19 protein-coding genes are annotated in these 25,352 nt (G+C 34.5%); 10 read left to right on the top strand and 9 right to left on the bottom strand.

Annotated features, from left to right (window positions below; translation table 11 throughout):
* Positions 1 to 131 precede the first annotated feature (131 nt).
* Together ACYIAL_RS06385 and ACYIAL_RS06380 are read left to right on the top strand one after the other, a co-directional pair.
* A complete protein-coding gene (locus ACYIAL_RS06385; protein WP_483751245.1) occupies positions 132 to 1,991 on the top strand; it encodes a SurA N-terminal domain-containing protein in 1,860 nt (619 codons plus the stop codon).
* A 153-nt stretch (positions 1,992 to 2,144) separates the two neighbouring features.
* Complete coding sequence (locus ACYIAL_RS06380) at positions 2,145 to 2,456, top strand: ComEA family DNA-binding protein (RefSeq protein WP_483751244.1); 312 nt, start codon at positions 2,145 to 2,147, stop codon at positions 2,454 to 2,456.
* 43 nt (positions 2,457 to 2,499) lie between these two features.
* On the opposite strand, the gene priA is transcribed toward ACYIAL_RS06380, so the two are convergent.
* Positions 2,500 to 4,674 carry a primosomal protein N' gene (gene priA, locus ACYIAL_RS06375; RefSeq protein WP_483751243.1) on the bottom strand — a complete coding sequence of 725 codons (2,175 nt, stop codon included), beginning with the start codon at positions 4,672 to 4,674 and terminating at the stop codon, positions 2,500 to 2,502.
* A gap of 218 nt (positions 4,675 to 4,892) precedes the next feature.
* On the opposite strand from priA, the gene moaC reads away from it, so the two are divergent.
* From moaC to ACYIAL_RS06350, 5 genes are all read left to right on the top strand, one after another.
* Complete coding sequence (moaC, locus tag ACYIAL_RS06370) at positions 4,893 to 5,378, top strand: cyclic pyranopterin monophosphate synthase MoaC (RefSeq protein WP_342354062.1); 486 nt, start codon at positions 4,893 to 4,895, stop codon at positions 5,376 to 5,378.
* 10 nt (positions 5,379 to 5,388) lie between these two features.
* Entirely contained in the window at positions 5,389 to 5,634 is a 246-nt protein-coding gene (gene moaD / locus ACYIAL_RS06365) for a molybdopterin synthase sulfur carrier subunit (protein WP_065638332.1), read from the top strand.
* Between the two features lie 4 nt (positions 5,635 to 5,638).
* On the top strand, positions 5,639 to 6,082 hold the full coding sequence (gene moaE / locus ACYIAL_RS06360) for a molybdopterin synthase catalytic subunit MoaE (protein ID WP_483751242.1): 444 nt from the start codon (positions 5,639 to 5,641) through the stop codon (positions 6,080 to 6,082).
* A 59-nt stretch (positions 6,083 to 6,141) separates the two neighbouring features.
* The gene (locus tag ACYIAL_RS06355; RefSeq protein WP_174796673.1) at positions 6,142 to 6,840 is read left to right on the top strand and encodes a Bax inhibitor-1/YccA family protein; all 699 of its coding nucleotides are present in this window, start codon (positions 6,142 to 6,144) and stop codon (positions 6,838 to 6,840) included.
* A gap of 172 nt (positions 6,841 to 7,012) precedes the next feature.
* Entirely contained in the window at positions 7,013 to 8,857 is a 1,845-nt protein-coding gene (locus ACYIAL_RS06350; protein ID WP_483751241.1) for a sulfatase-like hydrolase/transferase, read from the top strand.
* Positions 8,858 to 8,928: 71 nt separating this feature from the next.
* Here the strand turns inward: ACYIAL_RS06350 and sppA are convergent, their stop codons facing one another.
* From sppA to pcnB, 6 genes are all read right to left on the bottom strand, one after another.
* Positions 8,929 to 10,761: a signal peptide peptidase SppA gene (gene sppA, locus ACYIAL_RS06345; RefSeq protein WP_202984950.1), complete on the bottom strand. Its 1,833-nt coding sequence runs from the start codon at positions 10,759 to 10,761 to the stop codon at positions 8,929 to 8,931.
* Between the two features lie 14 nt (positions 10,762 to 10,775).
* Positions 10,776 to 11,609, bottom strand: coding sequence for a bis(5'-nucleosyl)-tetraphosphatase (symmetrical) ApaH (gene apaH, locus ACYIAL_RS06340; RefSeq protein WP_483751240.1), 834 nt, complete (start codon positions 11,607 to 11,609; stop codon positions 10,776 to 10,778).
* Between the two features lie 4 nt (positions 11,610 to 11,613).
* Complete coding sequence (gene rsmA / locus ACYIAL_RS06335; protein ID WP_483747531.1) at positions 11,614 to 12,411, bottom strand: 16S rRNA (adenine(1518)-N(6)/adenine(1519)-N(6))-dimethyltransferase RsmA; 798 nt, start codon at positions 12,409 to 12,411, stop codon at positions 11,614 to 11,616.
* Positions 12,404 to 13,717 carry a peptidylprolyl isomerase SurA gene (gene surA, locus ACYIAL_RS06330; protein WP_174796668.1) on the bottom strand — a complete coding sequence of 438 codons (1,314 nt, stop codon included), beginning with the start codon at positions 13,715 to 13,717 and terminating at the stop codon, positions 12,404 to 12,406. The genes rsmA and surA overlap by 8 nt, the downstream gene beginning before the upstream one ends.
* Before the next feature lie 82 nt (positions 13,718 to 13,799).
* Positions 13,800 to 16,166: an LPS assembly protein LptD gene (gene lptD / locus ACYIAL_RS06325; RefSeq protein WP_483751239.1), complete on the bottom strand. Its 2,367-nt coding sequence runs from the start codon at positions 16,164 to 16,166 to the stop codon at positions 13,800 to 13,802.
* A gap of 75 nt (positions 16,167 to 16,241) precedes the next feature.
* Positions 16,242 to 17,576 (bottom strand): polynucleotide adenylyltransferase PcnB, encoded by a 1,335-nt coding sequence (pcnB, locus tag ACYIAL_RS06320; RefSeq protein ID WP_483751273.1) that lies wholly within the window; start codon positions 17,574 to 17,576, stop codon positions 16,242 to 16,244.
* A gap of 436 nt (positions 17,577 to 18,012) precedes the next feature.
* On the opposite strand from pcnB, the gene oxyR reads away from it, so the two are divergent.
* Both oxyR and fabR read left to right on the top strand, forming a co-directional pair.
* Complete coding sequence (gene oxyR, locus ACYIAL_RS06315) at positions 18,013 to 18,939, top strand: DNA-binding transcriptional regulator OxyR (protein ID WP_160430736.1); 927 nt, start codon at positions 18,013 to 18,015, stop codon at positions 18,937 to 18,939.
* Between the two features lie 39 nt (positions 18,940 to 18,978).
* Positions 18,979 to 19,623: an HTH-type transcriptional repressor FabR gene (gene fabR / locus ACYIAL_RS06310; RefSeq protein WP_483751238.1), complete on the top strand. Its 645-nt coding sequence runs from the start codon at positions 18,979 to 18,981 to the stop codon at positions 19,621 to 19,623.
* Positions 19,624 to 20,766: 1,143 nt separating this feature from the next.
* Here the strand turns inward: fabR and pntB are convergent.
* Together pntB and pntA are read right to left on the bottom strand one after the other, a co-directional pair.
* On the bottom strand, positions 20,767 to 22,155 hold the full coding sequence (gene pntB / locus ACYIAL_RS06305) for a Re/Si-specific NAD(P)(+) transhydrogenase subunit beta (RefSeq protein WP_483751237.1): 1,389 nt from the start codon (positions 22,153 to 22,155) through the stop codon (positions 20,767 to 20,769).
* Positions 22,156 to 22,170: 15 nt separating this feature from the next.
* On the bottom strand, positions 22,171 to 23,703 hold the full coding sequence (pntA, locus tag ACYIAL_RS06300; RefSeq protein ID WP_483751236.1) for a Re/Si-specific NAD(P)(+) transhydrogenase subunit alpha: 1,533 nt from the start codon (positions 23,701 to 23,703) through the stop codon (positions 22,171 to 22,173).
* A 322-nt stretch (positions 23,704 to 24,025) separates the two neighbouring features.
* Here pntA and mukF point away from each other — a divergent pair, with 322 nt between their 5' ends.
* On the top strand, positions 24,026 to 25,348 hold the full coding sequence (gene mukF, locus ACYIAL_RS06295; protein ID WP_174796663.1) for a chromosome partition protein MukF: 1,323 nt from the start codon (positions 24,026 to 24,028) through the stop codon (positions 25,346 to 25,348).
* The last annotated feature ends 4 nt before the right edge of the window (positions 25,349 to 25,352 follow it).

Below are 25,352 nucleotides of genomic sequence, written 5' to 3'. Positions count from 1 at the left end.
ATTTTTTATTAATAAAGATCAACTTAATGTTGATCTTTTTTTTGGGCGACTTAACATTCAGACAATAGCCAATTTAGTTAAATATGCTATACTTTCAAAATTCACATTAGGTATTTGGAGAATCGCAAGAAATGATGGAAACAATCCGGACAGCAGCAAATAATATTGTTGTTAAGATTATTTTTGCAATAATTATTTTATGTTTTATTTTCACTGGCGTCGGATTTTTAGGCTTTGGAGGCGGTAATAGTGCTCGCGAGCAGCAGCAATATATCGCAAAAGTTGATGGTGATGGTATAAGTCGAGCTGAATTTGAAGCTCAAGCAAGAGCAGTAACAGCAAATGCTGGAGGAGATAGTTCTTTTATTAAACAGCTGCGTCGTAATGTGTTATCTTATCAGATTGATAATTATTTAGCTTATAAATTTTCACAGAATATTAATCTGGCTATCAGTAATGATCAGATTAAAAAATTTATCGTAAAACAGAAAGATTTTTTTAAAAATGGTAAATTTGATAATCAGACATATTTAAATCTTTTAGCTGAAAATAATTTTACTCCAAATAGTTATGCTGAAATTATAAGAACTGTATTACAGCAACAACAAGCAATTAATGCGCTAACAAGTAGTAGTTTTGTTTTGCCAATTGATTCTGAAATATCTTCACTCAAAAATCAAATTAGAAGCGTATATGCAACCTCAGTTGATACTTCTGTAAGTGATATTGATGAGGCGAATATTACCTTAGAAGACGAACAAAAATATTACAACGAACATTTAAAAGAGTTTTTTAAAAATGAGCGCGTAAAAGTAAAATATATTGTGATTTCTGAAGATATAGTGAGAAAAACAATTGGTGTTACTGAAGACGAGCTTAAAAATGAGTATAATAAAAATATCAAAATTTATTCATATCCTGCTAAGAAAGCTTATAGTATAATTTTTACTACGGATAAAGAACAAGCTAGGAATATTGCTAAAAACCTTTCATCTGGGGCTAATTTTGAACGTATAGCTAAAACAATTAATCAAAATAGTGATCTTTCACCATATGGCAAAAATGGTTCATTGGGTTGGTTTGCTGATGATGACTCTTTACCTCAAGTGTTTAAAGATGCCCAGTTAAAAAAAATTGGGAAAGTTTCAACACCAATCCCCGTTGATGGTGGTTATGCAATAGTGAAATTAGACGGTGTACAACCGGCAAAATCTATGGATTTTGATTTTGTGAAGTATCAAATTGACTCAAAACTCACTAAACAAAAAATACAACAAGCTTTAGAAAGTGAAGAAAATAAAATTAAAAATGCATTGAAAGATTCTCCAAAGACTATTGAAGAACTTGCTAACAAAGTTGGGCTTGAAGTAAGAAGTACTGATTGGATGTCTTTCAATGATAAGTTATCAATTACTACTCATCCTGAAGTTAGCGATGTCGTTTTTAGTGAAGAAATGATCGTAGATGGTAAAGCAACAGAAAAAATTTCTGATTTAATCACAGCTAACAGAAATTATGGGCAGTATGATTTTGTTGTGCAAACAATGGACTATCGCCCTGAAGGTATAGCACCATTTGATGAAGTTAAAGATAAAATTCATAAAAAACTCTTTAACGAAATGGCTCAAAACCAATTTAAATCGAGTGTTAATAATATATTGACCCAATTAAATGAAACTGGCAGTGCTAAAAATGTGAAGTTTGCAAAAAAATACACTTTGAGTCGAAATTCAACTGAACTCGATCAAAAAGTTGTTAATATGGTCTTTAATTTAAATCTTTCTGCATCAGGAAAACCTGTTTATGGTGCGGAAGTTTTAGATGATAAAAATGCTTATATTGTTGCACTAACTAAGGTAGATACACCAAATGAATATAAAGATATTTCTTCTGAGTTGTTACCTCTATTCATTAATAATACACATTCTTATCTTGCTGCAGATATACGTTCTAAAGCCAAAATAGAAATTATGCCTGATTCGAATTTGTGATTTAACTCCCAAAATAGTAGCAATAAAAGAAAAAAAGAAAAGCCACCTAGGTGGCTTTTCGCATTTTTATAATTCATGAAATTTTTTTATTTGATTAATTGAGATAGTGATAAAGCAAATTTACTTGCGTAACTATTTTTAGAGGTTAATCAAATGAAAGTATTTTTACTATTAGGTATTTTGTTATCAAGTTTTGTTGTTCCAAATACAAGTTTTGCCGACTCGGTTCCTGCAACGCCTGCACCAGTTAAACAGGAACAAAAACAAGTTGTCCAAGTCAATATTAATACTGCAACGGCAGAAGAACTATCAAAAGTATTGACGGGGATTGGAGTGAGTAAAGCAAAAAGAATTATTGAGTATCGAGAAAAATTTGGACCTTTTGTTTCAGTTGAGCAATTAAAAGATGTTTCGGGTATTGGACAGGCAATACTGGACAAAAATGCTGGCAAAATCACATTATAATTTATTATTTCCACCAATTAATATTGGTGGAAATAATAGCATCCTAATTATCAATAGGATCTACATCAATACTCCATCTTACTTTTGATGTTTCACTCCATTTAGCGATTATGATTAATAATTGATCCAATATTCGTTGTAATTGTTGCCTATTTGTATGTTGAAGAAGTAATTGCCAACGATGATAACCCGCTTTCTTTGGTTGATTAGCCGGCATTGGTCCAAGTTGCCATAAAGTATGATCACAATGAACTTTTAGCCAATCATGAATATGCTGTAAAAATGCTGGAGCATTATGATTATTGCGATCTGCGGCACGGATTAATGCTTGGTAACTAAATGGTGGTAATTGTGTCTGTTGCCGTTCTTGTAGTGTCAGTTTAGCGAATTTTGGGTAGCCTTCAGTAAGTAAAACGTTGAGTAAAGGGTGATCCGGATGATACGTTTGTAAAATAACTTGGCCTGCTTTTGCTTCACGGCCGGCTCTTCCTGATACTTGAGTATAAATCTGCGCAAACCGTTCTGTTGCTCGAAAATCACTTGAAAATAAAGCACCATCAACATCAACAATTCCAACCAAAGTAACATCGGGAAAGTGGTGTCCCTTAGCTAAAATTTGTGTGCCAACTAAAATGTGAGCCCCACCTTGTTCGATACTTTGTAGATAGTTATCTAATGCACTTTTTTTACTCACTGTATCTCGATCGATACGACTAATTTTAATTTTTGGAAAAAGAATCTCAAGCTGTTGTTCCAGTTGTTCAGTCCCAAATCCAATCGGTATTAGATGAGTGGAGCCACATTTTGGACATTGTTTTGGGATTGTTCTAGGTGTATCACAATAGTGGCAAATCAATTTTTGTTGTTTGTGGTGAAGTGTATAAGGCCTATCACAACGAGGACATTCAGCAATCCAACCACAATCATGACATATTAATAATGGTGAAAATCCTCGACGATTTAAAAATAACATTACTTGATTATTATTAGCTAAATGTTTTTTTATTTGCTCTATTAGTGGTTGAGATAGACCGGCCGCAAGTACTAACCCTCGCAAATCCAAAATCGACTGTCTGGCCAGTGTTGCATTACCGGCTCTTTCGGTTAACTGTAATAAATGGTACTTATGGTTTTGTGCATTATTGAGTGTTTCAAGCGATGGTGTTGCAGATCCTAAAATAACCGGAATATTGTTAAATTTAGCTCGAATAATTGCTAAATCTCGTGCATGATACCGCCACCCCTCTTGTTGTTTATAAGAACTATCATGCTCTTCATCAATAATAATTACACCCAAATCTTTAAATGGGGTAAAGAGCGACGATCGTGTACCTACAACAATTGCGTTTTCTCCTTTTTTACTTCTTAACCAAACTGTGAATCTTTGTTTATCGGTTAATCCTGAGTGTAAAATATCAATTGGTGCATTAAAACGCTGTTCAAAACGTTTAATTGTTTGTGGTGTTAATCCAATTTCAGGAACGAGTACTAATGCTTGCTTACCAGCAGCTAAAATATTAGAGAGTACATTTAAATAAACTTCTGTTTTGCCTGAGCCAGTGACACCTTCCAGCAAAAATACCTCAAATTGGTGATTTTGTTTATTGATTGTTTCTATAGCATATGACTGTTCCTTATTTAACTGAATTGAACTCGCATTAGTCGAAAAGTTTATTTGCCATTGAACATCTTCTGGCTGGTAGCTGACTTGTTCTATAAGTTGTTTTTTCTGTAATTTGTGATAGACGGTGTTACTTACGTTAGTGTCAGAAATAGTATTATTTCTAAATGATGATAGTAATAATTTTTGTTTTGGGGTTCGTGATAGCGATTGCAAATCAATCTGCTTCCCCAATTTTGTTAATTGCCATTGTTTGGTTTCACCTTTGACTGCCAGATGTCCTTGCCTGAGTAAAGTAGGCATAGCATGGAATAGAACCTCACCAATTGGATAATGGTAATAACCAGCAGCCCAGTTTAATAACTGCCAAATAGATGGCGTAAAAACAGGCTCCGTATCAATAATTGTAGTAACAGTTTTTAAATTTTTAATATCAAATTCAGTTTTTTCATCAATACTAACAATAATCCCTATTGCGTCTGCGTCACGTTTGCCAAAAGGAACTCTAACCCGCATTCCGATTTGGGCAGGCTTTGTTAGGTGATAGTCAAATAGTTGGTAAAGTGGAACAGGTAAGGCTATATGAGCGATAAGCATTAAAAAATCACAAATATTATAATTAATATAAAACTATATTGTACGCAGTTTTTACTTAACCCGCAAAAACTATGAGAAGCAATTTATTATTATTAGAATATTTTGTTTACTTATCGGTATTTATTTCTTCATAGGATAAAATCGAAAAGTGGTAACTATTGGTAAAATTTGCTATCTTGGATATAGTTGATGATTTATAAATTATTGAGGATTTAAGGGTGCACAAATCATTTTCTCATATTAATCAGCGTGGTGATGCTCATATGGTTGATGTTTCAGATAAACAGATAACAACGCGAGAAGCCAGCGCTGAGTCATTGGTCTTAATGAATTCTGATACACTGAATATGATTATTGAAGGTAAACATCATAAAGGCGATGTTTTTGCAACGGCAAGAATTGCAGGCATTCAAGCAGCCAAGAAAACTTGGGAGCTTATTCCACTTTGTCATCCTCTTTGTTTAAGTAAAATTGAAATTAACATAGAAGCGGATAGAATCAAAAATTGTATTCGAATCCAATCTTTTTGTCGATTAAATGGACAAACAGGTGTTGAAATGGAGGCGATGGTTGCCGCATCAGTTGCAGCCTTAACTATCTATGATATGTGCAAGGCAGTACAAAAGGATATGGTAATTAGTCAAGTAAGGTTATTAACCAAGAGTGGTGGCAAGTCAGGCGATTTTATCGCCCAAAAAGTTTAATAGAGATAAGATGAATAAAGTTATTTTTTTTGCTCAAATTAGAGAATTAGTCGGAACTGATTGTATTATGTTAGATGCTAATCAACTTTCAGTGTCTCACCTTATCGATCAGTTAAGTGAACGTGGGGAGAAATGGTTATTAGCATTTAAGGAAAATACTGTTTTATGTGCGGTGAATCAAACATTGGTTGATCTTAATTATATTGTTCAAGACGGTGATGAAATTGCATTCTTTCCGCCTGTAACAGGCGGGTAACGTTATGGATCTTATCAAAGTTAGTAAAGAGCCTATCAATGTTAATAAGCTAAACGATTGGCTCTCACAATTACCGCAAGATGGTGCTGTTGTCTCTTTTATGGGCAAAGTCCGTCGTAATGAATCACAAACGATAAGTCTCTTTTTAGAACATTATGCCGGAATGACTGAAAAAGTATTGGCGAATATTATCGCTCAAGCTAGAGAGCGGTGGCAATTAAGCCGAATTGCAATAATCCACCGAGTGGGCGAAATTGAGGCAAATGAACAGATTGTTTTTGTGGGAGTAAGTAGTGCACATCGCTTAGATGCGTTTGCTGCCACAGAGTTTATTATGGATATTTTAAAAAACGAAGCTCCTTTTTGGAAGAAAGAGCGAACGCCTTATGGAGAAAGTTGGATTGAGGCAAAAAAAACAGATATAAAGGCATTGAAAAAATGGTATTAGCGGTTATTTAGGTTATAATAGTACAAAGTTATATCATTCTTTTTATTGAGAGGTAATTAATGAACAATTATTCACCTAACGGTTCAATTATTGAACAAACAGGTAGTCGCATTCAAACATATATGAGCCATGTTTATGGTTGGATGACAGTCGGATTATTATTAACAGCTTTGGTAGCTTGGTTTGCATCTAATAATCTTGAGCTTTTGAACATACTATATAAAGGTATGTGGGTATTGCTTATAGCTGAACTTGGTTTAGTTTTTGTCATCTCGGGCTTGATTAATCGCCTGTCTGGATCGGTTGCGACCACATTATTTATGCTTTATTCAGTTTTAAATGGTTGTACGTTCTCGATTTACTTTATTGTTTATACTTCATCTTCAATAGCAAGCGTATTTTTTATTACAGCTGGTATGTTTGCTGCTTTGGCTTTTTACGGCTATACAACTAAACGAGATTTATCTGGTTTTGGACGTTTCTTATTTATGGGATTAATTGGTATCGTTATTGCTTCAATAGTTAATATCTTCATGCATAGCGAGCCATTAATGTGGGCTGTTACTTATATTGGTGTATTTGTTTTTGCAGGATTAACTGCTTATGATACGCAAAAACTTAAAGCATTAGGTGATCAATTATCACAAGATGACCCTAATATGTTTAGACGGTTTGTTATTTTAGGTGCACTAACCCTTTACCTTGATTTCATTAACTTATTCATTATGTTATTAAGAATCTTTGCAGATCGTCGATAATTTTATGTAATTCAAATAAAAGGGCTCTAAATTGAGCCCTTTTTGTTAAGATTCTATTAGTAATTTATTTCTTAGTGCTAGTTTGTTAAAAAATTCAGGAAAGCACTACGTTTAAGTATAAAATGCTGTAATATGCGTATAATGTATATTGAATTACTTAATAGCAAATATTATGAAAAAATTGTACCTCTTTGTTCTAATTAATATCCTTATCTCATCAATAATAGCTATTCGATTCTTCTTTGTTCCAGGTGCATCGTTTAATTTGGTTGGGATAGCATTTTCAGTATTTGCTGTCTTGGGACATTTTTTTTCCGCCTACTTATTGCTTTTAATTGTTTGCACTCCTTTGCTTTGGTTTAAACCACTTATTCGTAATATTATTCTTGCTATATTATTCAGCTTTTTTCAAATAGGATTATATGTTGATACTATTGTTTTTCAGCAATACCGATTTCATATAAATCAGTCTGTTTTATCAATGGTTTTTTCTGGGCAAGTTGTTGATTTCTCTGTATTGACTTACTTTTTAATGTTTGTGCTTATTGCTGTTTCGTTTTGCGCTGAATGTTTTATTCTTTACATAGTCAACAATAAATTGATTTTACCGCATAAAAAATCGAGAATTGTTTTGCTATCAACAGTCTTTCTTTTTAGCTCATTTTTAATTAGTCATGTTGTGCACATGATTGCTTTTTATTATGCCTATTCGCCTATTATGGTAGTGAAGGAATATATTCCACTTTATCGGCCATTTACGTCGAAAAAAATCATGAGTTTTTTTGATGAAAAAGGGCAACGAAAAGTTGTGTATAGCAAGGATAATAGCAATGCTAGCGTTGATTATCCGAAAAATCCATTAGTGATTAACCCTCAAAATAATAAACTTAAAAATATTATGTTTATTGTATTAGATTCTTGGCGATATGATACCTTTAGTGAAGATATTTCTCCTAATACATTTCATTTTGTTAAGCAAAATAATGGCGTGATTTTTAATAACCATCACTCAACAGGTAATGCGACGCGTACTGGTATTTTTGGGTTGTTTTATGGTATTCCTGGTACATATTGGGATTCATTTTTACGTAATAGTATTCCTTCACTATTTATCACAACTTTACAGAAAGAAAACTATAATATTGGTATTTTTACTTCAGCTAAAGTTACCGCTCCGGAATTTGATCGAACAGCATTTGTCACTATCAAAAATTTGAGAATCAGTAGTAACGATGGTTCGGCTGCTAGTCGAGATAAGCAAATCACTGATGATTGGCTCGCATGGTATAAACGACGAGATACTTCTAAACCGACATTTTCTTTTTTATTTTATGATGCTCCCCATGCTTATGACTTTCCCGACAGTTTTCCAGTGAAATTTAAACCTATTGGTGATCTTAATTATATGACGTTGAATAATGACACAGATCCTTTGCCAATTTTTAATCGTTATAAACAAAGTGTTTACTATGATGATTCTCTATTACAAAATGTCTATGATGAACTTGCTAAATCAAATTCGTTGGATGATACAATTTTGATTATCACTGGTGATCATGCCCAAGAGATGAATGATAATAAACTAGGCTTTTGGGGGCATAATGGTAATTATACTGATGCGCAAACAAAGGTGCCTTTTATTATTATTGATGCAAGTGAATTAGAACATCTTAAAAATAATAGATCAAAAATGACCAGCCATGAAGATGTTATTCCTACCTTAATGAAACATTATTTATATGTGAAAAATGATATCAGCGATTACTCAACGGGATATGATTTATTTAATCCGATAACTAATCGTAATTGGCTTTTGATGTCAAATTATAGCTCGTATGCGGTTAGAACATCTGAAAATATTTATTTTGTAAATCGATTAGGGATTAGTCATTATATGGATTTGCATAATCGTGAAACTGATGAAACACCGAATTATCAATCTATTCAAGAAGCCATGAACCATATGCGTTATTTTTTTCAACCAGGGAAAAATAATTTAAAAGATAAAAACAATTAAGTTATAAAATTGGTGAGAAAAACGGGGGAATCATTATCTACCACACGAGGTGGTGGATAATGATCTGGTTATTAACGTACATCGGCACAATTTAGGCAATAAATATAGCGATTTTGAGGGTCGTTAAATTTATTCCATAAGGAAACATGCTGTTGAAGCTCTTTTGCTTCTGGAAGTTGTTCAAAAAATATCTCTGCAGTTGATTTAGGTAACATAGCTATCATATCTGAATAAAATGCATTAAACCAATTTCCTTGTGGTTTTTGCCAGTCAATTTCATAATCAGTTAAATTAGCTAATGTTGCAGCAGTTTCAACGGCATCATCAAAATCACCTAATTTATCAACAAGTCCAATTTTGCTGGCTTCTGAGCCTAACCAAACTTGGCCTTGACCAATTTTGTCAACTTGCTCGGTTGTCATATTTCGTGCTTTTGCTACTAAAGAAATAAATGTTTGATAGCCATTATCAATATTCATTTGAATTAATTGATTCATTTCGAGTGGTAGATCTTTAGTCGCTGTATTATTTGCTAATGGTGATGTGGTTACGCCATCGCTATAAACACCAATATGAGATAAAGATTTTTCAAATGTTGGAATAATACCAAAGATACCGATAGAGCCAGTAATTGTATTTGGGCTTGCAACTATGTAATCAGATGCGGTTGATATCCAATATCCACCCGATGCAGCCATTCCTCCCATAGAGATAACAATGGGAATTTGATAACCACGTAAGGCCTCTAGTTCACTACGAATTGCTTCTGATGCATCTACACTCCCCCCAGGGCTATTTACTCGTAAAACTATTGCTTGTATGTTATGTTTATCTAAGTTTTTACGGATGTTTCTTAGCTGTTCAACAATGTCTTGACTACCAGCGATATTACTACTATTTTCACCATCGGTGATAGTGCCATTGACAAATACAACTGCAATCAGTGGTTTGTTGCCTTCGTTATCACTATCTAAATTTTTATTTTTTGATTTAAGTTGATAATCATAAATGCTGATTTGATGTTGATGAGTCAGCTCAGATTCAAATTGGTAATTAGATGCAATGACATCGACTAATCCATTAGATATAGCATATTGAGCCATATTGCCATTAGTCGCTTTTAAATTTGCCAACATAGTCTCTGGTGTCGGAACTAATTGTGTATCGGCTTTTTTTCGTTGTGACGAAATATCATTAAGGTAGTTGTTCCACATAAGTGTTAACCAACGTGTTGTATTGCTTTTTGCTTCTTCAGACATATCATCCCGAATAAATGGTTCTATGGCTGATTTGTAGGTTCCCACTCTAAAAACGTGCGTATTAATTTTTAAATTATCAAGTAAGGTTTTATAGTATAGGTTGTTTGCTGCTAATCCATATACATTAACAGCACCAAGTGGTGTTAAATAGATTTTATTAGCATAGCTGGCTAAATAATATTGGCTTTGGTTGAAATTTGAACCATATGCATAAATTGGTTTATTTGCCTCACTAAATTTGGTTAAATATTTGCCAATATATTGTAGCGAGCTCATATCTGCACCAACGAAATGATCTAATTTAAGGATGATGCTTGTAATCTTTGGGTCTGTCGTTGCTTGAGCTATTTTCTGAGTTAATTCAAACAAACTATTTTCACGTGAGGTATTTACTTTTTTGCCATAAATTTTATTCTGTAAAGCATAGATTTCATCACTATAAAGTGTGTTATCGACAATAACACCTTCAATGTCCAAAACCAATGAACCATACTGTGGCACAATTTCTTGTTTTTTTGCTTCTTTGATTAGTGCGATAGTACTAAAGATTAAAATAATAATAATTAAAAATATTAGGTTAAGAAATATTTCTCTAATAAAGTTAATTATTTTCCATATTGATTTAATGACAGATAAAGCAGACATAATAAATGACCCTTTCATAGTAGTTTATCTAATTTTTTTGCTTCGATATTTTTCTTTTTAAAGTATTTTTTGTCTTCAAAACGTAAGCATGTTAGCTTTCCTCCCCAACAACATCCTGTATCAAGTGCATAAATGTTTTCTGGCGTACCCTTTCCGTTTAATGCTGCCCAATGTCCAAACGCGATGCTATATTCGCTTGGAATTTTACTGGGTAACAAAAACCAAGGTTTGAGTTTTGAGGGTGCTTGCTCAAGTGATTGCTTATAATAAAAATCAAGTCGGCCATCCTCGTAGCAAAAACGCATACGAGTTAACGCATTAGCGATATAACGCAGTCGATCTAAACCTTGTAATTCAGATGACCATTCATCAGGAAAATTACCATACATTTTATCAAGGAATAGGAGATAAGAATCGCTCGATAAGATAGCATTCAGATCGTGAGCACATTTTTTTAGCGTTTCCAGATCCCATTGTGGGGAAATGCCAGCATGAGTCATAATCAACTTTAAAGATTCGTCGATTTGCACCAAAGGTTGTTTACGGAGCCAATTCATCAATTCATCAAAATCTGTTGCATGAATGACATCTTCAAGATTATCCTTTTTTTTTGCCGGCGTAATATTGGCATGGATAGATAATAAATGTAGATCATGATTACCTAATACCAGTCGAATTTGCTTGGCATTATGTTTAACAAATCTTAGGACTTCTAATGATTTTGGGCCTCTAGCAACGAGATCACCTGTTAGCCATAAGGTGTCTGATGATGAATATTTTGCTTTTTCAAGCACTCGCATAAACTCATCATAACAACCATGAATATCACCAATAAGTAAGTTTGCCATACTGTTAATTCCATGAGTTTGCAAGTTGACAGTATTGTTGCACTGTTAAGTTTTCAGCACGTAAACTTGGATCAATATTTAATTTAGTTAATTGTTCAGCAGTAAACATATTACTTAAACTGTTACGAATAGTTTTACGTCGTTGATTAAATGCCTCTGTAGTCACTCGAGAAAGTATTTTGATATCATTAACAAAATAAGGTTTTTCCTTATAAGGTATTAATTTAACGACTGCTGAGTCAACTTTTGGGGCTGGTTTAAATGATGTAGGAGGGACTTCAAGAACAGGAATTATCTGACAATAATATTGCGCCATGACACTCAATCTACCGTAATCTTTACTGTTAGGAGCTGCAACTAAACGAGTTACTACTTCTTTTTGTAGCATAAAATGCATATCAGTGATGATATTTGCATATTGAAATAAATGGAACATCAACGGTGTTGAGATATTATAAGGTAAGTTACCAAACACTCTTAATGGTTTACCGAATTGATCTGCTAGCTGATTAAAGTCAAAGGTTAGTGCATCTTGTTCAATAACCGTTATTTTATTGTTTAAAAATGGATTCTCAATTAATCTACTGGCTAGATCTCTGTCAATTTCTATAACGGTTAAATGATCAACATGTTTGCTGACAGGTACAGTTAATGCTGCAAGTCCTGGACCAATTTCGACTAGTGCTTGATCTGCTTTCGGTTGTATAGCGGCAACAATACTTTCGATAATGCCATTATCATGTAAAAAGTTTTGCCCGAATCTCTTACGAGCGAAATGACCTTGGTGAACGCGACTATTCATGGTTATCTTCACCTGTGATTTTAATATAAGCGTCACCTTTTACTTCTTGAATCCAAACCTGAGCTTCTTCAGAGAATTTACGATTAAAAATAAGTCGATAAGCTTGATCCTTTTTCATCGCATTTGTTCCATCAGCTTGTCTTGTATCAATTAATTGAATTAAATGCCAACCATAAGATGACTTTATTGGTTGACTAATTTCTCCTTTTTTTAGCTGAGTTAGAGCAGCTTTAAATCCATTATCATAAACTTCTGGGCGATTCCAACCTAAGTTGCCTCCTTTATTCGCTGAACCTGTATCCTCTGAACTCGCTTTAGCGGCAGCCTCAAAGGTTGTTGCACCACTGGTAATTGATTTTCGAATATCGGTTAGTTTTTGTTTTGCAATTTGGTCAGTAACTAATACATTGGTTTTAATCAATATATGGCGAGCATTAACTTCTTGAATTGTAATTTTTTTTGGTGCTTCAGAACGTGTATCATCAACTTTGAGAATATGTAAACCAACCCCTGAACGGATAGGACCAATAATACTACCTTTTGGTGCGCGCACTAAACGTTCTTCAAAGATAGTGGGTAATTCATTAAGTTTACGCCAACCCATACTGCCACCTTTTAAAGCAAGATCATCATTTGAATATGAAGTGGCTAATTTGGCAAAATTTTCACCTTTTTGAGCTCGATTAATAATATCTTGTGCTTTATTTGTAGCGTTATCGATTTGTTGTTTAGATGCTTTTTCGGGAACGGAAATCAAAATATGACTGATTTTTACATCAATATTGTTGGTTGACTGGCGAGCAATATTTTTTGCTAAGTTTTCCACTTCTTTTTCTGAAACTTTGACTCTAGGTCTTACTTCATGCATTCGCGTTTCTTCTATCAACATGTCATTGTGGATCCTTTCACGATAGGCGCCATAGCTGATTCCCATTGTCGAAAGTCTGCTTCGTAGTTGATCGATGGTCATACCGTTTTCAGCTGCGATTCTATCGATAGCACCGGTTACCTCGTCATCACTAACTGTAATTTTAGCTTTAGCCGCTTTTTGTAAAATTAGATTTTCAATAATTAAACGCTCAATAATTTGTTGTCTAAGTACTTTATCGTTAGGCAGATTTTTGGGATCGGTACTCGCTTTAATCGTTTTTAACATATCGTTAACATCACTTTCTAAAATGACATTATTATTAACAATTGCTGCAACTTTTTCTATAACTTTAGGTGCGGCATTGGCTGATAATGGAGTTAAAATACCTAAACTTACGCTTAGGTTTAAAACGATAAATAGTTTTAATAATTTCATATTCACTCAACTCATTTTGTTGTTGCAGCATGATTGACATGTTTGCAATAAATTTATTGGTAATTTATTTTAAAGAAATATCTTATTCAAATGTTGTTGTATAGGGTAGTTTGCCGAAATTTAGCATTTTAGCTTTGGTATCTCGGTTGTTACCTAATCCCTGTAATTCGAAGTTAATAGATAGCTTATTTTCATACTTACTTTTGCGAGAAGTATTGTCCCAGTCTGTGAGTTTTCTACCATATTGCACCGTAGTGCCCCAACAACAGTCACTATAATGCAATCCAACAAAACTGTCTGCTGATTGTCCTAATTTAACATCATAATAATATGAACCAACAGCGCTGACTGTTTGTGATAGTGGCCAAGCTGTCATCATTCCTGCTTGGGAAATATCTTGTCTATAACCTCTATAAAAAGGATTTTTATCTACAGTATCAATATAGTTACGGTTTGCATAGCGATAAGATAATTGCACCAATTTATCGCCCGATGGTCGATACTCAAAAGTTGTATTGGCTAATGAAATGGTATCAATTCGAGTATCATACTGAACGCCACTTCTAAAGATTATATCATCACTTATGCGCCAAAAATTATCTGCTGCCCAAGTAATACTACCGGTATCAGAATTTTCATCTAAATCATTATTGTGTTCACTCGTTTTTGATTTTGTAAAATAAGTGATTTGTCCAATTGATAGGTTAAACTTTTCAACTTTGTTATTATCATAAAACCGAGTGGTTACTCCCGTTGATATTTTATTAGTTGAAGCAATTCTATCTAGGCCACTATAAGGCTGATCTCTAAACAAGCCAATATAATCCGATTGTAATATAGTCGAATCATAGGCGCCAATATTGGATTGTTTTCGATATGGAATATAGATGTATTTTACTCGTGGCTCTAAGGTTTGTGTATAGCCATCAATAATAGGTATATCTCGCTCAAAGATGACTTTACCATCAATACTAAATTTTGGTAAAAAACGATTTACGTTTTTATCTAAATCTTTATATTGATCAATATTTTTTCTAATATTATCTTGATTATAATGAGTTGCCATAAAACCCATTTCAGTGGCTAATGATGACCAAGAATTGGTTAAGGTATAATTAAGTGTAGGTTCAAAATGTGCTCGCCATGCTTTAGGTTTATTTTGCCCAGATGTCAAAAAACGAGACACTTGAGAAAATGCTCTAAATTTGAAAGGACCTAAATCATTATTATAATAACTCATATCCAACTGTGGTTCGGTTTGGTAAAGTGAATTTTTTAATTCTGAGTGAAATGGCTGAAAGTGTTTATAGCCTAACGTGATATCCCAATACTCGTCATTATAAGCAATTTTATAAAACTGCGTTAAATACCCAGCAGTCTGGGAAGCATATTTAGAACTTAGATTTGTCAGATATTGATTGTCACTAACTCGAGTTGTATCAGCATAAAAACGCCAATTATAGTTTATTAATTCTTCATTTTTCCAATGAAATAACCACCGGTGGCGATTGTCATCATAATTATTGCCATTTAAATGAGTGGTTCTATCTTTATCATATTTACTATCATGTTGTAGCCAGTCAAACGCAAGTGTGCCCAAGCCCAGTTTATTTAAATAGCGAAATTCTGTTTGTAGTTGTACACCACGTTCTTGCAAGAATCTTGGCGTAAAGGTAGCATCATAATTTGGGGCAATATTCCAATATATTGGTTGTGAAAAATCAATTCCATCAATATTGTCATAGCCTAAATTAGGCATTAATAATCCTGAACGACGTTTATCTCCGGTTGGTAATTGTAAATAAGGCGAGTATAGAACGGGTACCTTGCCAATACTAAATACGGCATTCCAAACTTCTAGTAACTGCTCTTCATTGTCATGAATAACCGTTGTTCCCTTTATATCCCATGTGCTGTCATTAACAGGACAAGATGTAAAACTACCATTTTTTAAAATAACATAGCGGTTTTTTGCCAGTTTCATTTGATCAGCATTACCACGACCAAGTCTATTGACAAGATGATAGTCACTTGGAGTCATATTTGCATCATTATTATTTAGATTCATTGATGCATTATTGCCTTTCATTTTTATTAAATTATCTTGATAAGTAATATCGCCTTCTAATGTCACGGTTCGATTATCCTTATCATGGGTGTCAATTGTGACTTTATCTGCTTGAACTGTGCGGTTACCTTGTTCTATTAATACTTCACCTTTATAGATAGCAATGCTTGGGTAGATAGCTTCAAATTGGTTAGCCTCAGCATTCACAGGTAAGGTATCGATATCTCCATTGACTAAAGGGCGATCAAACCTAGGAACGTCTATAAGACATTGGGGATTATTGCTAACAGCTGCCTTAGGTAAATCTATAGCATAACTAGAGCTGTTATACAAAGAAAGGGTGATGGCTATTGCAATAAGAGAAGGCGCTAATTTTTTCATCAATGATTAAAAAGTTATTATGATTATTTTAATTACAACATTATAGCGGTTATTTATAAAAGTGCGAATTAAAAATTAACGTTTCATTTTGCGTTTATTGATTTTATTAAGTTGTTTTACCATCACTATTCTTTTTTCGGTAGAAGTATATTGAAACTCATCCCACCATTTAGCTAGCTCCAATAGTTCTCCTTTTTCGATGGAGGCTCGCATTTCTAAAAGGTCATAAGCAGCTCGAAACTTAGGGTGCTCTAAAATAACAAATGCACGTTTGCCATCCCGTTTTTTCATCCGTAGTTGTAAACGCCAAATATCCCCCATGATGGTGGTTAAGCGTCTAGGTATAGCAATATTTTTACATTGTTCACTTAGCACTTCGTTAATTGCCATCGAAAACGAATCATGGAATGGTAAGCCACTTTCGACACACGTTGCTTGTGTTTGTTCCATAATTGGGTACCAGAAAAACGCAGCAAATAAAAATGCAGGATTAACTCGTTTGTTGTTTGCAATACGATAATCCGTATTTTTTAAGACTTGCTCAATGATTTTTTCTAAATAACCGTTTTGATTGTTGGCAAACAAGCGTTCAATAATAGGAAACAGTTGTTCGAAAAGGCTATATTCTCTTAGTAATTTATAAGTTTTATAGCCATTTCCAGTTTGTAATAGTTTAAGTGACTCATCAAAAAGTCGAGCAGAGGGGATATTTTTCAATAATGGCGCAAGATCTCGAATTGGCTCAGCAGTAGTTGGCTCAATTTTCATATTCAATTTTGCAGCAAAACGAACAGTCCTTAGCATTCTAACCGGATCTTCTCGATAACGTGTTTGCGGATCGCCAATTAATCGGATAATGCCTTTTTGTAAATCCTTTAGTCCCCCACAGTAATCGCGTAAGGTGAAATCATTTGCACTGTAATAAAGTGCATTCATGGTGAAATCGCGACGAATTGCATCTTGCTCAATGGTTCCATAGACATTATCGCGTAATAGCATACCTGATTGCGAACGTTTAGAAATATTGTTTTTTCCTTCCTGAGAACCGTGATCGCCACGGAAAGTGGCCACTTCAATAATTTCTTTACCAAACATAATATGAGCAAGACGAAACCGTCTTCCGACTAGGCGACAGTTACGGAAGATTTTCTGAACTTGTTCTGGGGTTGCATTGGTTGTGATATCAAAGTCCTTTGGTGTTTTACCTAAAATGAGATCTCTGATACATCCGCCAACTAAATAAGCTTCGTACCCTTGTTTATTTAATCGATGAAGGACTTTTAATGCGTTTTCACTAATTTCTTTACGGGATATATTGTGTTCATTGCGTGGAATGGACACATAGCCAACTTTTTGTTGTTCTTCATGACGAAAAAACTTTTGATAAAAACGTGAAACTTGTTTAAAAATAGTGCACCTCAAAAAGTGTTTTTGGCTTAATAACAATCATAGCGCGCGATTATATCGTAATTGCTAATAAGTTTCCATGTTTCTTAGAATCGGTTTTTTCACTCTGTAAAATTATATTTTCTAAGATGACTTAAATATTATATTTGATTTTTTAAACATAATTATCAACAATAGTAATTAGTATTGTAATATTAGTAGTATTTAATTAAAAATGACAAATTTTGTTTTGCTCTGGTTAGAATGTTTTAACTAACTGATTAAGATAAAATAAAACTATACTCAAAACTTCTTTTTACTTATTTGTTTCACTGAATATTATTTATAAAGCATTATAGTTTAAAAAATTATGAAGAGCTTTTTAATGTTATTTGTTATAACCTTACATATGGAAGTTGTTTGAGTATATACCATTAACTAATAACTTATTGGGGACATTATGAATATTCGTGATTTGGAATATTTTGTTTCGTTAGCTGAATTTCGCCATTTTCGTAAAGCAGCAGATGCTTGCAATGTGAGTCAACCAACTCTTAGTGGTCAAATTAGAAAATTAGAAGATGAATTAGGCGTAATGTTATTAGAACGTACTAGTCGCAAAGTGTTATTTACACAAACGGGTATGATGCTAGTTGAACAGGCCAAAGAGATTTTGCGTAATATCCAAATTTTAAAAGAAATGGCTAGCCGTCAAGGTGAAGAAATGTCTGGACCAATGCATATAGGATTGATTCCTACCATAGCGCCTTATCTTTTACCACATGTCATTACTGTTTTACATGAATCTTTTCCTCAATTAGAGCTTTATTTACACGAAGCACAAACTGCAAGCATAGTTGCTCAGCTCGAAAGCGGTAAACTTGATTGTGCCATTGTTGCGCAAGTTAAGGAGACTGCACAATTTATTGAACTGCCATTATTTGATGAACCTATGTTTTTAGCGGTTCATGCAAATAACGAGTTAGCTAGCAAAAAGACCGTTAAATTATCTGGTTTAAAAGGACAAAAATTCTTAATGTTAGAAGATGGACATTGTTTGCGTGAACATGCAATGGGGTATTGTTTCCAAGTTGGCATTGATGAAGATAAACAGTTCAAAGCAACCAGCCTTGAAACACTGCGGAGTATGATTTCAGCAGGTCGTGGTATCACTTTATTTCCAGAGCTCGCTGCACCTAACGAGCGAATTCGTGATAATATTTGCTATATTCCGTGTACAGATCCGGTACCATCACGTAGGATTACCTTGATTTATCGCCCTGGTTCGCCATTACGTGCTCGCTATGAGACCATAGCTAAAATTATTCGCGAACATATGCCAAAAGTCCTTGCTGAAAAAGAGCAATTATTAAAAGCCGCTAATTAATGGTAGGTTAGGTATAAAATATTAAAATTGAGCTATCAAATGAAAAATATCAAGATCGGCGGTGTTCGAGCTCAACAGAAAGAAAGAACTCGCCGTACTTTAATTGAAACAGCATTTAATCAACTCAATGCAGAGCAAGGTTTTGCTAGTTTAAGCCTACGAGAAGTAGCACGTGAAGCGGGGATTGCGGCTACTTCATTTTATCGCCATTTTCGTGATATGGATGAGTTGGGTTTAGCCATGGTTGATGAAAGTGGTTTAACTCTTCGCCAATTATTGCGGCAAGCGCGTAAGCGTATTGAAAAAGGTGGTAGTGTATTACGGACATCCGTCACTACATTTATTGAATTCATTGATAAAAACCCAAAAGTCTTTTTATTACTTCTTCGCGAAAAAGCGGGGACGTCAGCTGCTTTTCGTTCTGCTATTGCTCGAGAAATTCAACACTTTATTGTTGAGCTTGTTGATTATCTTGATGATGCCAACCAAATGCCTCATTATTATAACGAAGCTCAAGCAGAAGCGATGGTCACTATTGCATTTAATGCGGGAGCAGAGGCAATTGATTTTGACACCGTGCAGCGTGAAAAACTAATTGAAGATCTTATTTTTCAACTACGGATGGTGTCTCGTGGAGCTTATTATCTATACCATAAAGAACAAATCAAAAAAGATAATCATTAATACACATGCTATTTTATACTGAAACGCATACTTTCCTGAAACTTTTTAACAAAGAAAAATATGTAGTTAGTGAGTACTAAATAGATTAATTGTAGGAAAACATCGGGTTGTTTATTCGTTATGATTAAAGTAATCCTCTAAAAATGCATAAAGTATTTTACTGGGAATCGATTTATACGGTTGAACCACATTATAAAAAGTGAATAAATCACTTAATTTTTTGTTTTCTATCTTTTGAGCCACTAACGATTTGTTGATTATGCCACATAGCCATGAAAGTCCGTATCACGCTTTTCGACTTGCTCATTCATTTATTAATTGGCAGGTTTTGCGAATTTTTTATTGATACCATAGTTATCTCCCGTTTTAATCAATAGATGTTGTCAATTCTCAATTAATTGTGAAACGGTATAGGATCCTGAATATTTTTTACAAAAATTTAACCTAAAAGTAAATATCACATCTTTATTAAATTACCTATCGCTTTTGGCTTGCTCATTTATTTATTAGCTGGCAGGTTTTTTGAATTTTTGATTGATACCATGGTTATCTCCCGTTTTAATCAATAGATGTTGTCAATTCTCAATTAATTGTGAAACGGTATAGGATCCTGAATATTTTTTACAAAAAATATAACTGAAAAAGTGAGCAGTTGTGTAAATATCCCATAGTGAGTGCAAAACTCACGTAAAAAATTACGGTATTTGTATGCATGTTTTATATTCATTGGATTTTTCTATTTTAACCAGATGTTTAATACCATAACTCGTGTTTTTATAACGTTTGTTCTTACTGGTTAAAGAGGATAACCGTTTCAATTGGGCTTTTTTAGCACATCATAGATGGTCGGTCGGCTAACCATAAGACATTTAGTTAAATTGGTAATGGTTATCTTTTCTTTATGATATAACCGTTATATCTATCGTCTGTGATATGGCATTAGTTTTTTTATGTGTATTCATTACAGTATTTTCTTAAATTACGGTAAATCGGGCGAGTAAATTCTTATAGATGAATATTATTTGGCTAGCTGAGTTATTATCAATAGTATCAATTTTTATTACTCAAGTTTGCAGATAAGTGGTAAGGACATATTTCCAATACTATTGTGGAAAATGCCACAATAGTATTGGTTGCGGTTAATTAAAGGTTTTGTAATACTTTTTCAACACTATCTTTAGCATCACCAAATAACATATAGCTATTTTCTTTAAAGAATAGTGGATTTTGTACACCTGCATAACCAGTATTCATTGATCGTTTAGAAATAACAACCGTTTTGGCTTTCCAAACTTCAAGAACAGGCATGCCAGCAATTGGACTATTTGGATCTTCTTCAGCAGCTGGGTTAACAGTATCGTTAGCTCCAATAACCCAAACCACATCAGTATCTGGGAAGTCATCATTGATTTCGTCCATTTCAAGAACGATATCATATGGCACTTTCGCTTCAGCTAATAATACATTCATATGCCCAGGTAAACGTCCGGCAACAGGGTGAATACCAAATCTCACTTCAATATCCATTGCACGTAGTTTTTCTGTAATATTACTTACGGCACCTTGTGCTTGTGCAACAGCCATACCATAGCCAGGAACGATGATAACTGAACGTGCTTCTTTTAATGTTTGCGCAACTTCAGCAGGTTGCATTTCACGGTATTCACCTTGTTCTTCATCAGATGAACTAGCTGAGCTACCATCACTACCAAATCCACCCGCAATAACACTAATAAATGAGCGGTTCATCGCTTTACACATAATGTAAGACAGAATTGCACCTGATGAACCAACTAATGCGCCTGTTACAATTAATAGATCGTTACCTAACATAAAGCCAGCCGCCGCTGCTGCCCAACCAGAATAAGAGTTAAGCATTGAAATAACAACCGGCATGTCAGCACCACCAATTGAGGCAACAAGATGGAAACCAAATACAAAAGCAATAATTGTCATGATTAATAAGCTAATTGTAGCAGCTATTCCACTTTCGCATTTAACGAAGACAAACATTAAAATGATAGAAACAACAATTGCAGCTAGATTCCAATAATGCTTATTTGGTATGGATAATGGTTTTGAGCTAATGCGTCCATTTAATTTACCAAATGCGACAATAGAGCCTGAGAAAGTTACTGCACCGATGAAAATGCCAACAAAAATTTCTACTAAATGTACAGTTAACTCACCATTAGCGCCTTGAAAGTTATGTGCTAAGAAGCTGTTGAAGCCAACAAGAACTGCTGCCATACCAACAAAGCTATGAAGTAGTGCAACAAGTTCTGGCATTTGTGTCATCTCTACTTTTTTAGCCAGATATAGGCCAATTGCAGCCCCAATAACCATTGCAATGATGATCCAGTGTAATCCACCTTTGATACTCGCAACTGCCGCGATAAGTGCAATTGCCATTCCAATCATACCGTAGATATTTCCTGATTTGGCAGATTCTTGGTTAGAAAGACCTCGTAAGCTAAAGATAAAAAGTAATGCAGCAATAACATAGGCTGCTTGAATGATTCCATTACTCATAATGTATGCTCTCCTTTACTTGCCACGTTGAAACATTTTCAGCATTCTTTGAGTAACAAAGAATCCACCAAAAATATTGATACTAGCAATCAAAATAGCAACAAAGGCAATCGCCGTAGTTAAACTATTATCATCGCCGACTTGTAATATTGCACCGACTAATATAATCCCAGAAATTGCATTTGTTACCGACATCAGAGGTGTATGTAAAGAGTGTGTGACATTCCATACTACGTAGTAACCAACAACACAAGATAATGCAAATACGGTAAAGTGCCCTAAAAAGCTTTCAGGAACACAGTGAGCCAGCCAGAAATAAGCAATGATGGCTAATGTAAAAATGCCATATTTTTTACGAGGATCCATTGGTTTTGATTCAGGTTTAGCAATTGGTTCCGCGACTTTTTTCTGAGGTTGAGCTGATACTTGAATGGGCGGCGCTGGCCAAGTAATTTCTTTGTCTTTAACCACCGTTACACCACGGATTACGACATCTTCAAAATTGATATCAATATTCCCGTCTTTTTCTTTAGCAAGCAGTTTTAATAGGTTAACAATGTTCGTACCATAAAGTTGTGATGCTTGCGCTGGCATACGATTAGCTAAATCAGTATAACCAACAATCTTTACATTGTTATCTGTTTCGAAAACTTCACCTGGTTTAGTCAATTCACAGTTTCCGCCAGTTAATGCTGCTAAATCAACAATAACACTGCCAGGTTTCATTGATTCAACCATTTCTTTCGAAATAAGTTTTGGTGCAGGCTTGCCTGGAATTAATGCTGTTGTGATAATAATATCAACATCTTTCGCTTGCTCAGCAAATAGGGCCATTTCAGCTTCAATAAAGGCGGCTGACATCTGTTTAGCATAGCCATCGCCGGAACCGGCTTCTTCTTCAAAATCTAGCTCTAAAAAGTCGGCCCCCATGCTGTTAATTTGCTCAGCAACTTCAGGACGGGTGTCAAAAGCACGAACAATCGCACCTAAACTCACCGCTGCGCCAATAGCTGCCAGTCCAGCAACACCAGCTCCAATAACTAATACTTTAGCTGGAGGAACTTTACCTGCAGCAGTAACTTGACCGGTAAAGAATCGACCAAATTGATTTGCTGCTTCGATAACTGAACGGTAACCAGCAATATTAGACATTGAACTCAATGCGTCTAAAGATTGTGCGCGTGAAATACGTGGCACACAGTCCATTGCCATAACAGTAATATTTTTAGTGGCAAGTTTTTCTAATAGTTCTTTATGTTGAGCTGGATAAATATAACTGATAAGGGTTAATCCCTCTTTCATTAAAGCAATTTCATCATCTGTTGGCGCATGAAATTTTAAAATCAGATCATTTTGCCAAATTTCTTGCGTGTTTTGAATGGTTGCTCCAGCATCAATAAAAGCTTGATCTTCAAAATGAGCAGCATGTCCAGCGCCCTGTTCTACAGAGACTGTAAAGCCAAGTTTTAACAGTTGTCCAACAGTTTGAGGAGTTGCTGCAACTCTAGCTTCATTGGCTAACCGTTCTTTAGGTATACCGATATGCATTTCGTTACGTCCTTATGTTAGTTTATAGATAGAATGTATGGTGATTTTAGCATAAATAGGTTTCTGTGCGAGTAGGGAATCTATTTTTTATTCAAGAAATAAGATTTTAAATTATTTTAGTGATATTTATTAATTAATATTATTATCAAGCTATCTCTAAATAGCCATAATTTAAATAATACAGTTTTAACCCTTTCATCGAATTCCATTACAAATTTACTCTATATTGTTATATAATTGATAGCATTTTTATTGATACCGCACAGAGATAAAACCTCTGAGGTATGTTTCGATTTTGTTCTCCTTGAATTAAGGATTCTTTATGATTGATTTTTCCCAATCAGTGCCAGAATTGGTTGCTTGGGCAAAAAAAAATGATTTTTCGATCTTATTACCAGTTGAACGGCTTGCTTTTTTATTAGCAATAGCGGTATTAAATAGTGAACGGTTTGATGGTGAAATGACGGAATCTGAATTAGTTGATGCCTTTCGCCATGTGTCGCAAATTTTCGAACAGAGTGAAGAAACGATAACTGTTAGAGCTAACAATGCGATAAACGATCTCGTTCGCCAACGTTTTATTACTCGATTTACGAGTGAAATGACTGATGGGTTTTCTATCTACCGTTTGACGCCATTGGGAATAGGTATTACTGATTATTATATTCGTCAGCGAGAGTTTTCTACCTTACGTTTATCTCTTCAACTTTCTATTGTTGCACAAGAGTTAAAACGTGCTGCCGACGCTGCGCTTGAAGGGGGAGATGATCTGCATTGGCATCGAAATGTTTTTGCGCCTTTAAAATATTCCGTTGCTGAGATTTTTGACAGTATTGATATCACACAACGTGTTATGGATGAGCAGCAGGCAGATGTGAAGCAAAACATTTCAGCCTTATTAAGCCAAGATTGGCAAGCAGCAATTAGCAGTTGTGAAGGTTTACTCACCGAAACATCGCAGACCTTGCGTGAGTTACAAGATACTTTAGCTGCTGCAGGGGATAAGCTACAAGCTAGTCTTCTTTTGATCCAAGATGCAATATTGGACAATCCTGATCTTGATAAAATTAACAATGTGATTATAGATTTACAGGGCAAACTTGACCGGATTATTGGTTGGGGGCAAAAGGCGATAGATCTTTGGATAGGTTATGATCGCCATGTACATAAGTTTATTCGTACCGCAATTGATTTAGATAAGAATCGCGTTTTTTCGCAGCGTTTACGCAAATCAATTCAAAATTACTTTGATTTACCTTGGTCACTGACTTTTGCTAATGCTGATCGTTTGCTTGATATGCGTGATGAAGAATTAGTCTTACACGAAGCAGAAGTAACCGGCGAATTACCATCAGAGCTCGAATTTGAAATGATTGAAGAAATTCAAGAGCATATTATTGCGCATATTGAACAAAATCTACTGATCTTTAAGCAAGAAAATAAACCACTTGATATGAGTATTGCCATTCGCAGTTATTTAGCGCAGTTCCCACGCGAACAACATTTTGATATTGCAAGGTTATTTATCGATCAAGCTATTCGTTTAGGTATTGCCGAAGACGATTTGCTAGGTATCCCTGCCGAATGGAAACTGATTAACGATTATGGAGCTAAGGTACAAGCACATGTCATCAACAAATACTAAAAAT

The sequence above is a fragment of the Gilliamella sp. X-57 genome (genome assembly GCF_057063565.1).
The sequence above is the reverse complement of the archived record's forward strand: the minus strand, read 5'-3'. Positions and strand labels throughout refer to the sequence as shown.

What these genes read in the sequence shown, in the direction of transcription:
- ACYIAL_RS06355 (WP_174796673.1), top strand. Translation starts at nt 6,142, where the DNA reads ATGAACAATTATTCACCTAACGGTTCAATTATTGAACAAACAGGTAGT.
- surA (WP_174796668.1), bottom strand. Translation starts at nt 13,717, where the DNA reads ATGAAATTATTAAAACTATTTATCGTTTTAAACCTAAGCGTAAGTTTA.
- ACYIAL_RS06350 (WP_483751241.1), top strand. Translation starts at nt 7,013, where the DNA reads ATGAAAAAATTGTACCTCTTTGTTCTAATTAATATCCTTATCTCATCA.
- sppA (WP_202984950.1), bottom strand. Translation starts at nt 10,761, where the DNA reads ATGTCTGCTTTATCTGTCATTAAATCAATATGGAAAATAATTAACTTT.
- rsmA (WP_483747531.1), bottom strand. Translation starts at nt 12,411, where the DNA reads ATGAATAGTCGCGTTCACCAAGGTCATTTCGCTCGTAAGAGATTCGGG.
- pntB (WP_483751237.1), bottom strand. Translation starts at nt 22,155, where the DNA reads ATGAGTAATGGAATCATTCAAGCAGCCTATGTTATTGCTGCATTACTT.
- moaE (WP_483751242.1), top strand. Translation starts at nt 5,639, where the DNA reads ATGGATCTTATCAAAGTTAGTAAAGAGCCTATCAATGTTAATAAGCTA.
- fabR (WP_483751238.1), top strand. Translation starts at nt 18,979, where the DNA reads ATGAAAAATATCAAGATCGGCGGTGTTCGAGCTCAACAGAAAGAAAGA.
- ACYIAL_RS06385 (WP_483751245.1), top strand. Translation starts at nt 132, where the DNA reads ATGATGGAAACAATCCGGACAGCAGCAAATAATATTGTTGTTAAGATT.
- pntA (WP_483751236.1), bottom strand. Translation starts at nt 23,703, where the DNA reads ATGCATATCGGTATACCTAAAGAACGGTTAGCCAATGAAGCTAGAGTT.
- oxyR (WP_160430736.1), top strand. Translation starts at nt 18,013, where the DNA reads ATGAATATTCGTGATTTGGAATATTTTGTTTCGTTAGCTGAATTTCGC.
- mukF (WP_174796663.1), top strand. Translation starts at nt 24,026, where the DNA reads ATGATTGATTTTTCCCAATCAGTGCCAGAATTGGTTGCTTGGGCAAAA.
- priA (WP_483751243.1), bottom strand. Translation starts at nt 4,674, where the DNA reads ATGCTTATCGCTCATATAGCCTTACCTGTTCCACTTTACCAACTATTT.
- apaH (WP_483751240.1), bottom strand. Translation starts at nt 11,609, where the DNA reads ATGGCAAACTTACTTATTGGTGATATTCATGGTTGTTATGATGAGTTT.
- lptD (WP_483751239.1), bottom strand. Translation starts at nt 16,166, where the DNA reads ATGAAAAAATTAGCGCCTTCTCTTATTGCAATAGCCATCACCCTTTCT.
- moaD (WP_065638332.1), top strand. Translation starts at nt 5,389, where the DNA reads ATGAATAAAGTTATTTTTTTTGCTCAAATTAGAGAATTAGTCGGAACT.
- ACYIAL_RS06380 (WP_483751244.1), top strand. Translation starts at nt 2,145, where the DNA reads ATGAAAGTATTTTTACTATTAGGTATTTTGTTATCAAGTTTTGTTGTT.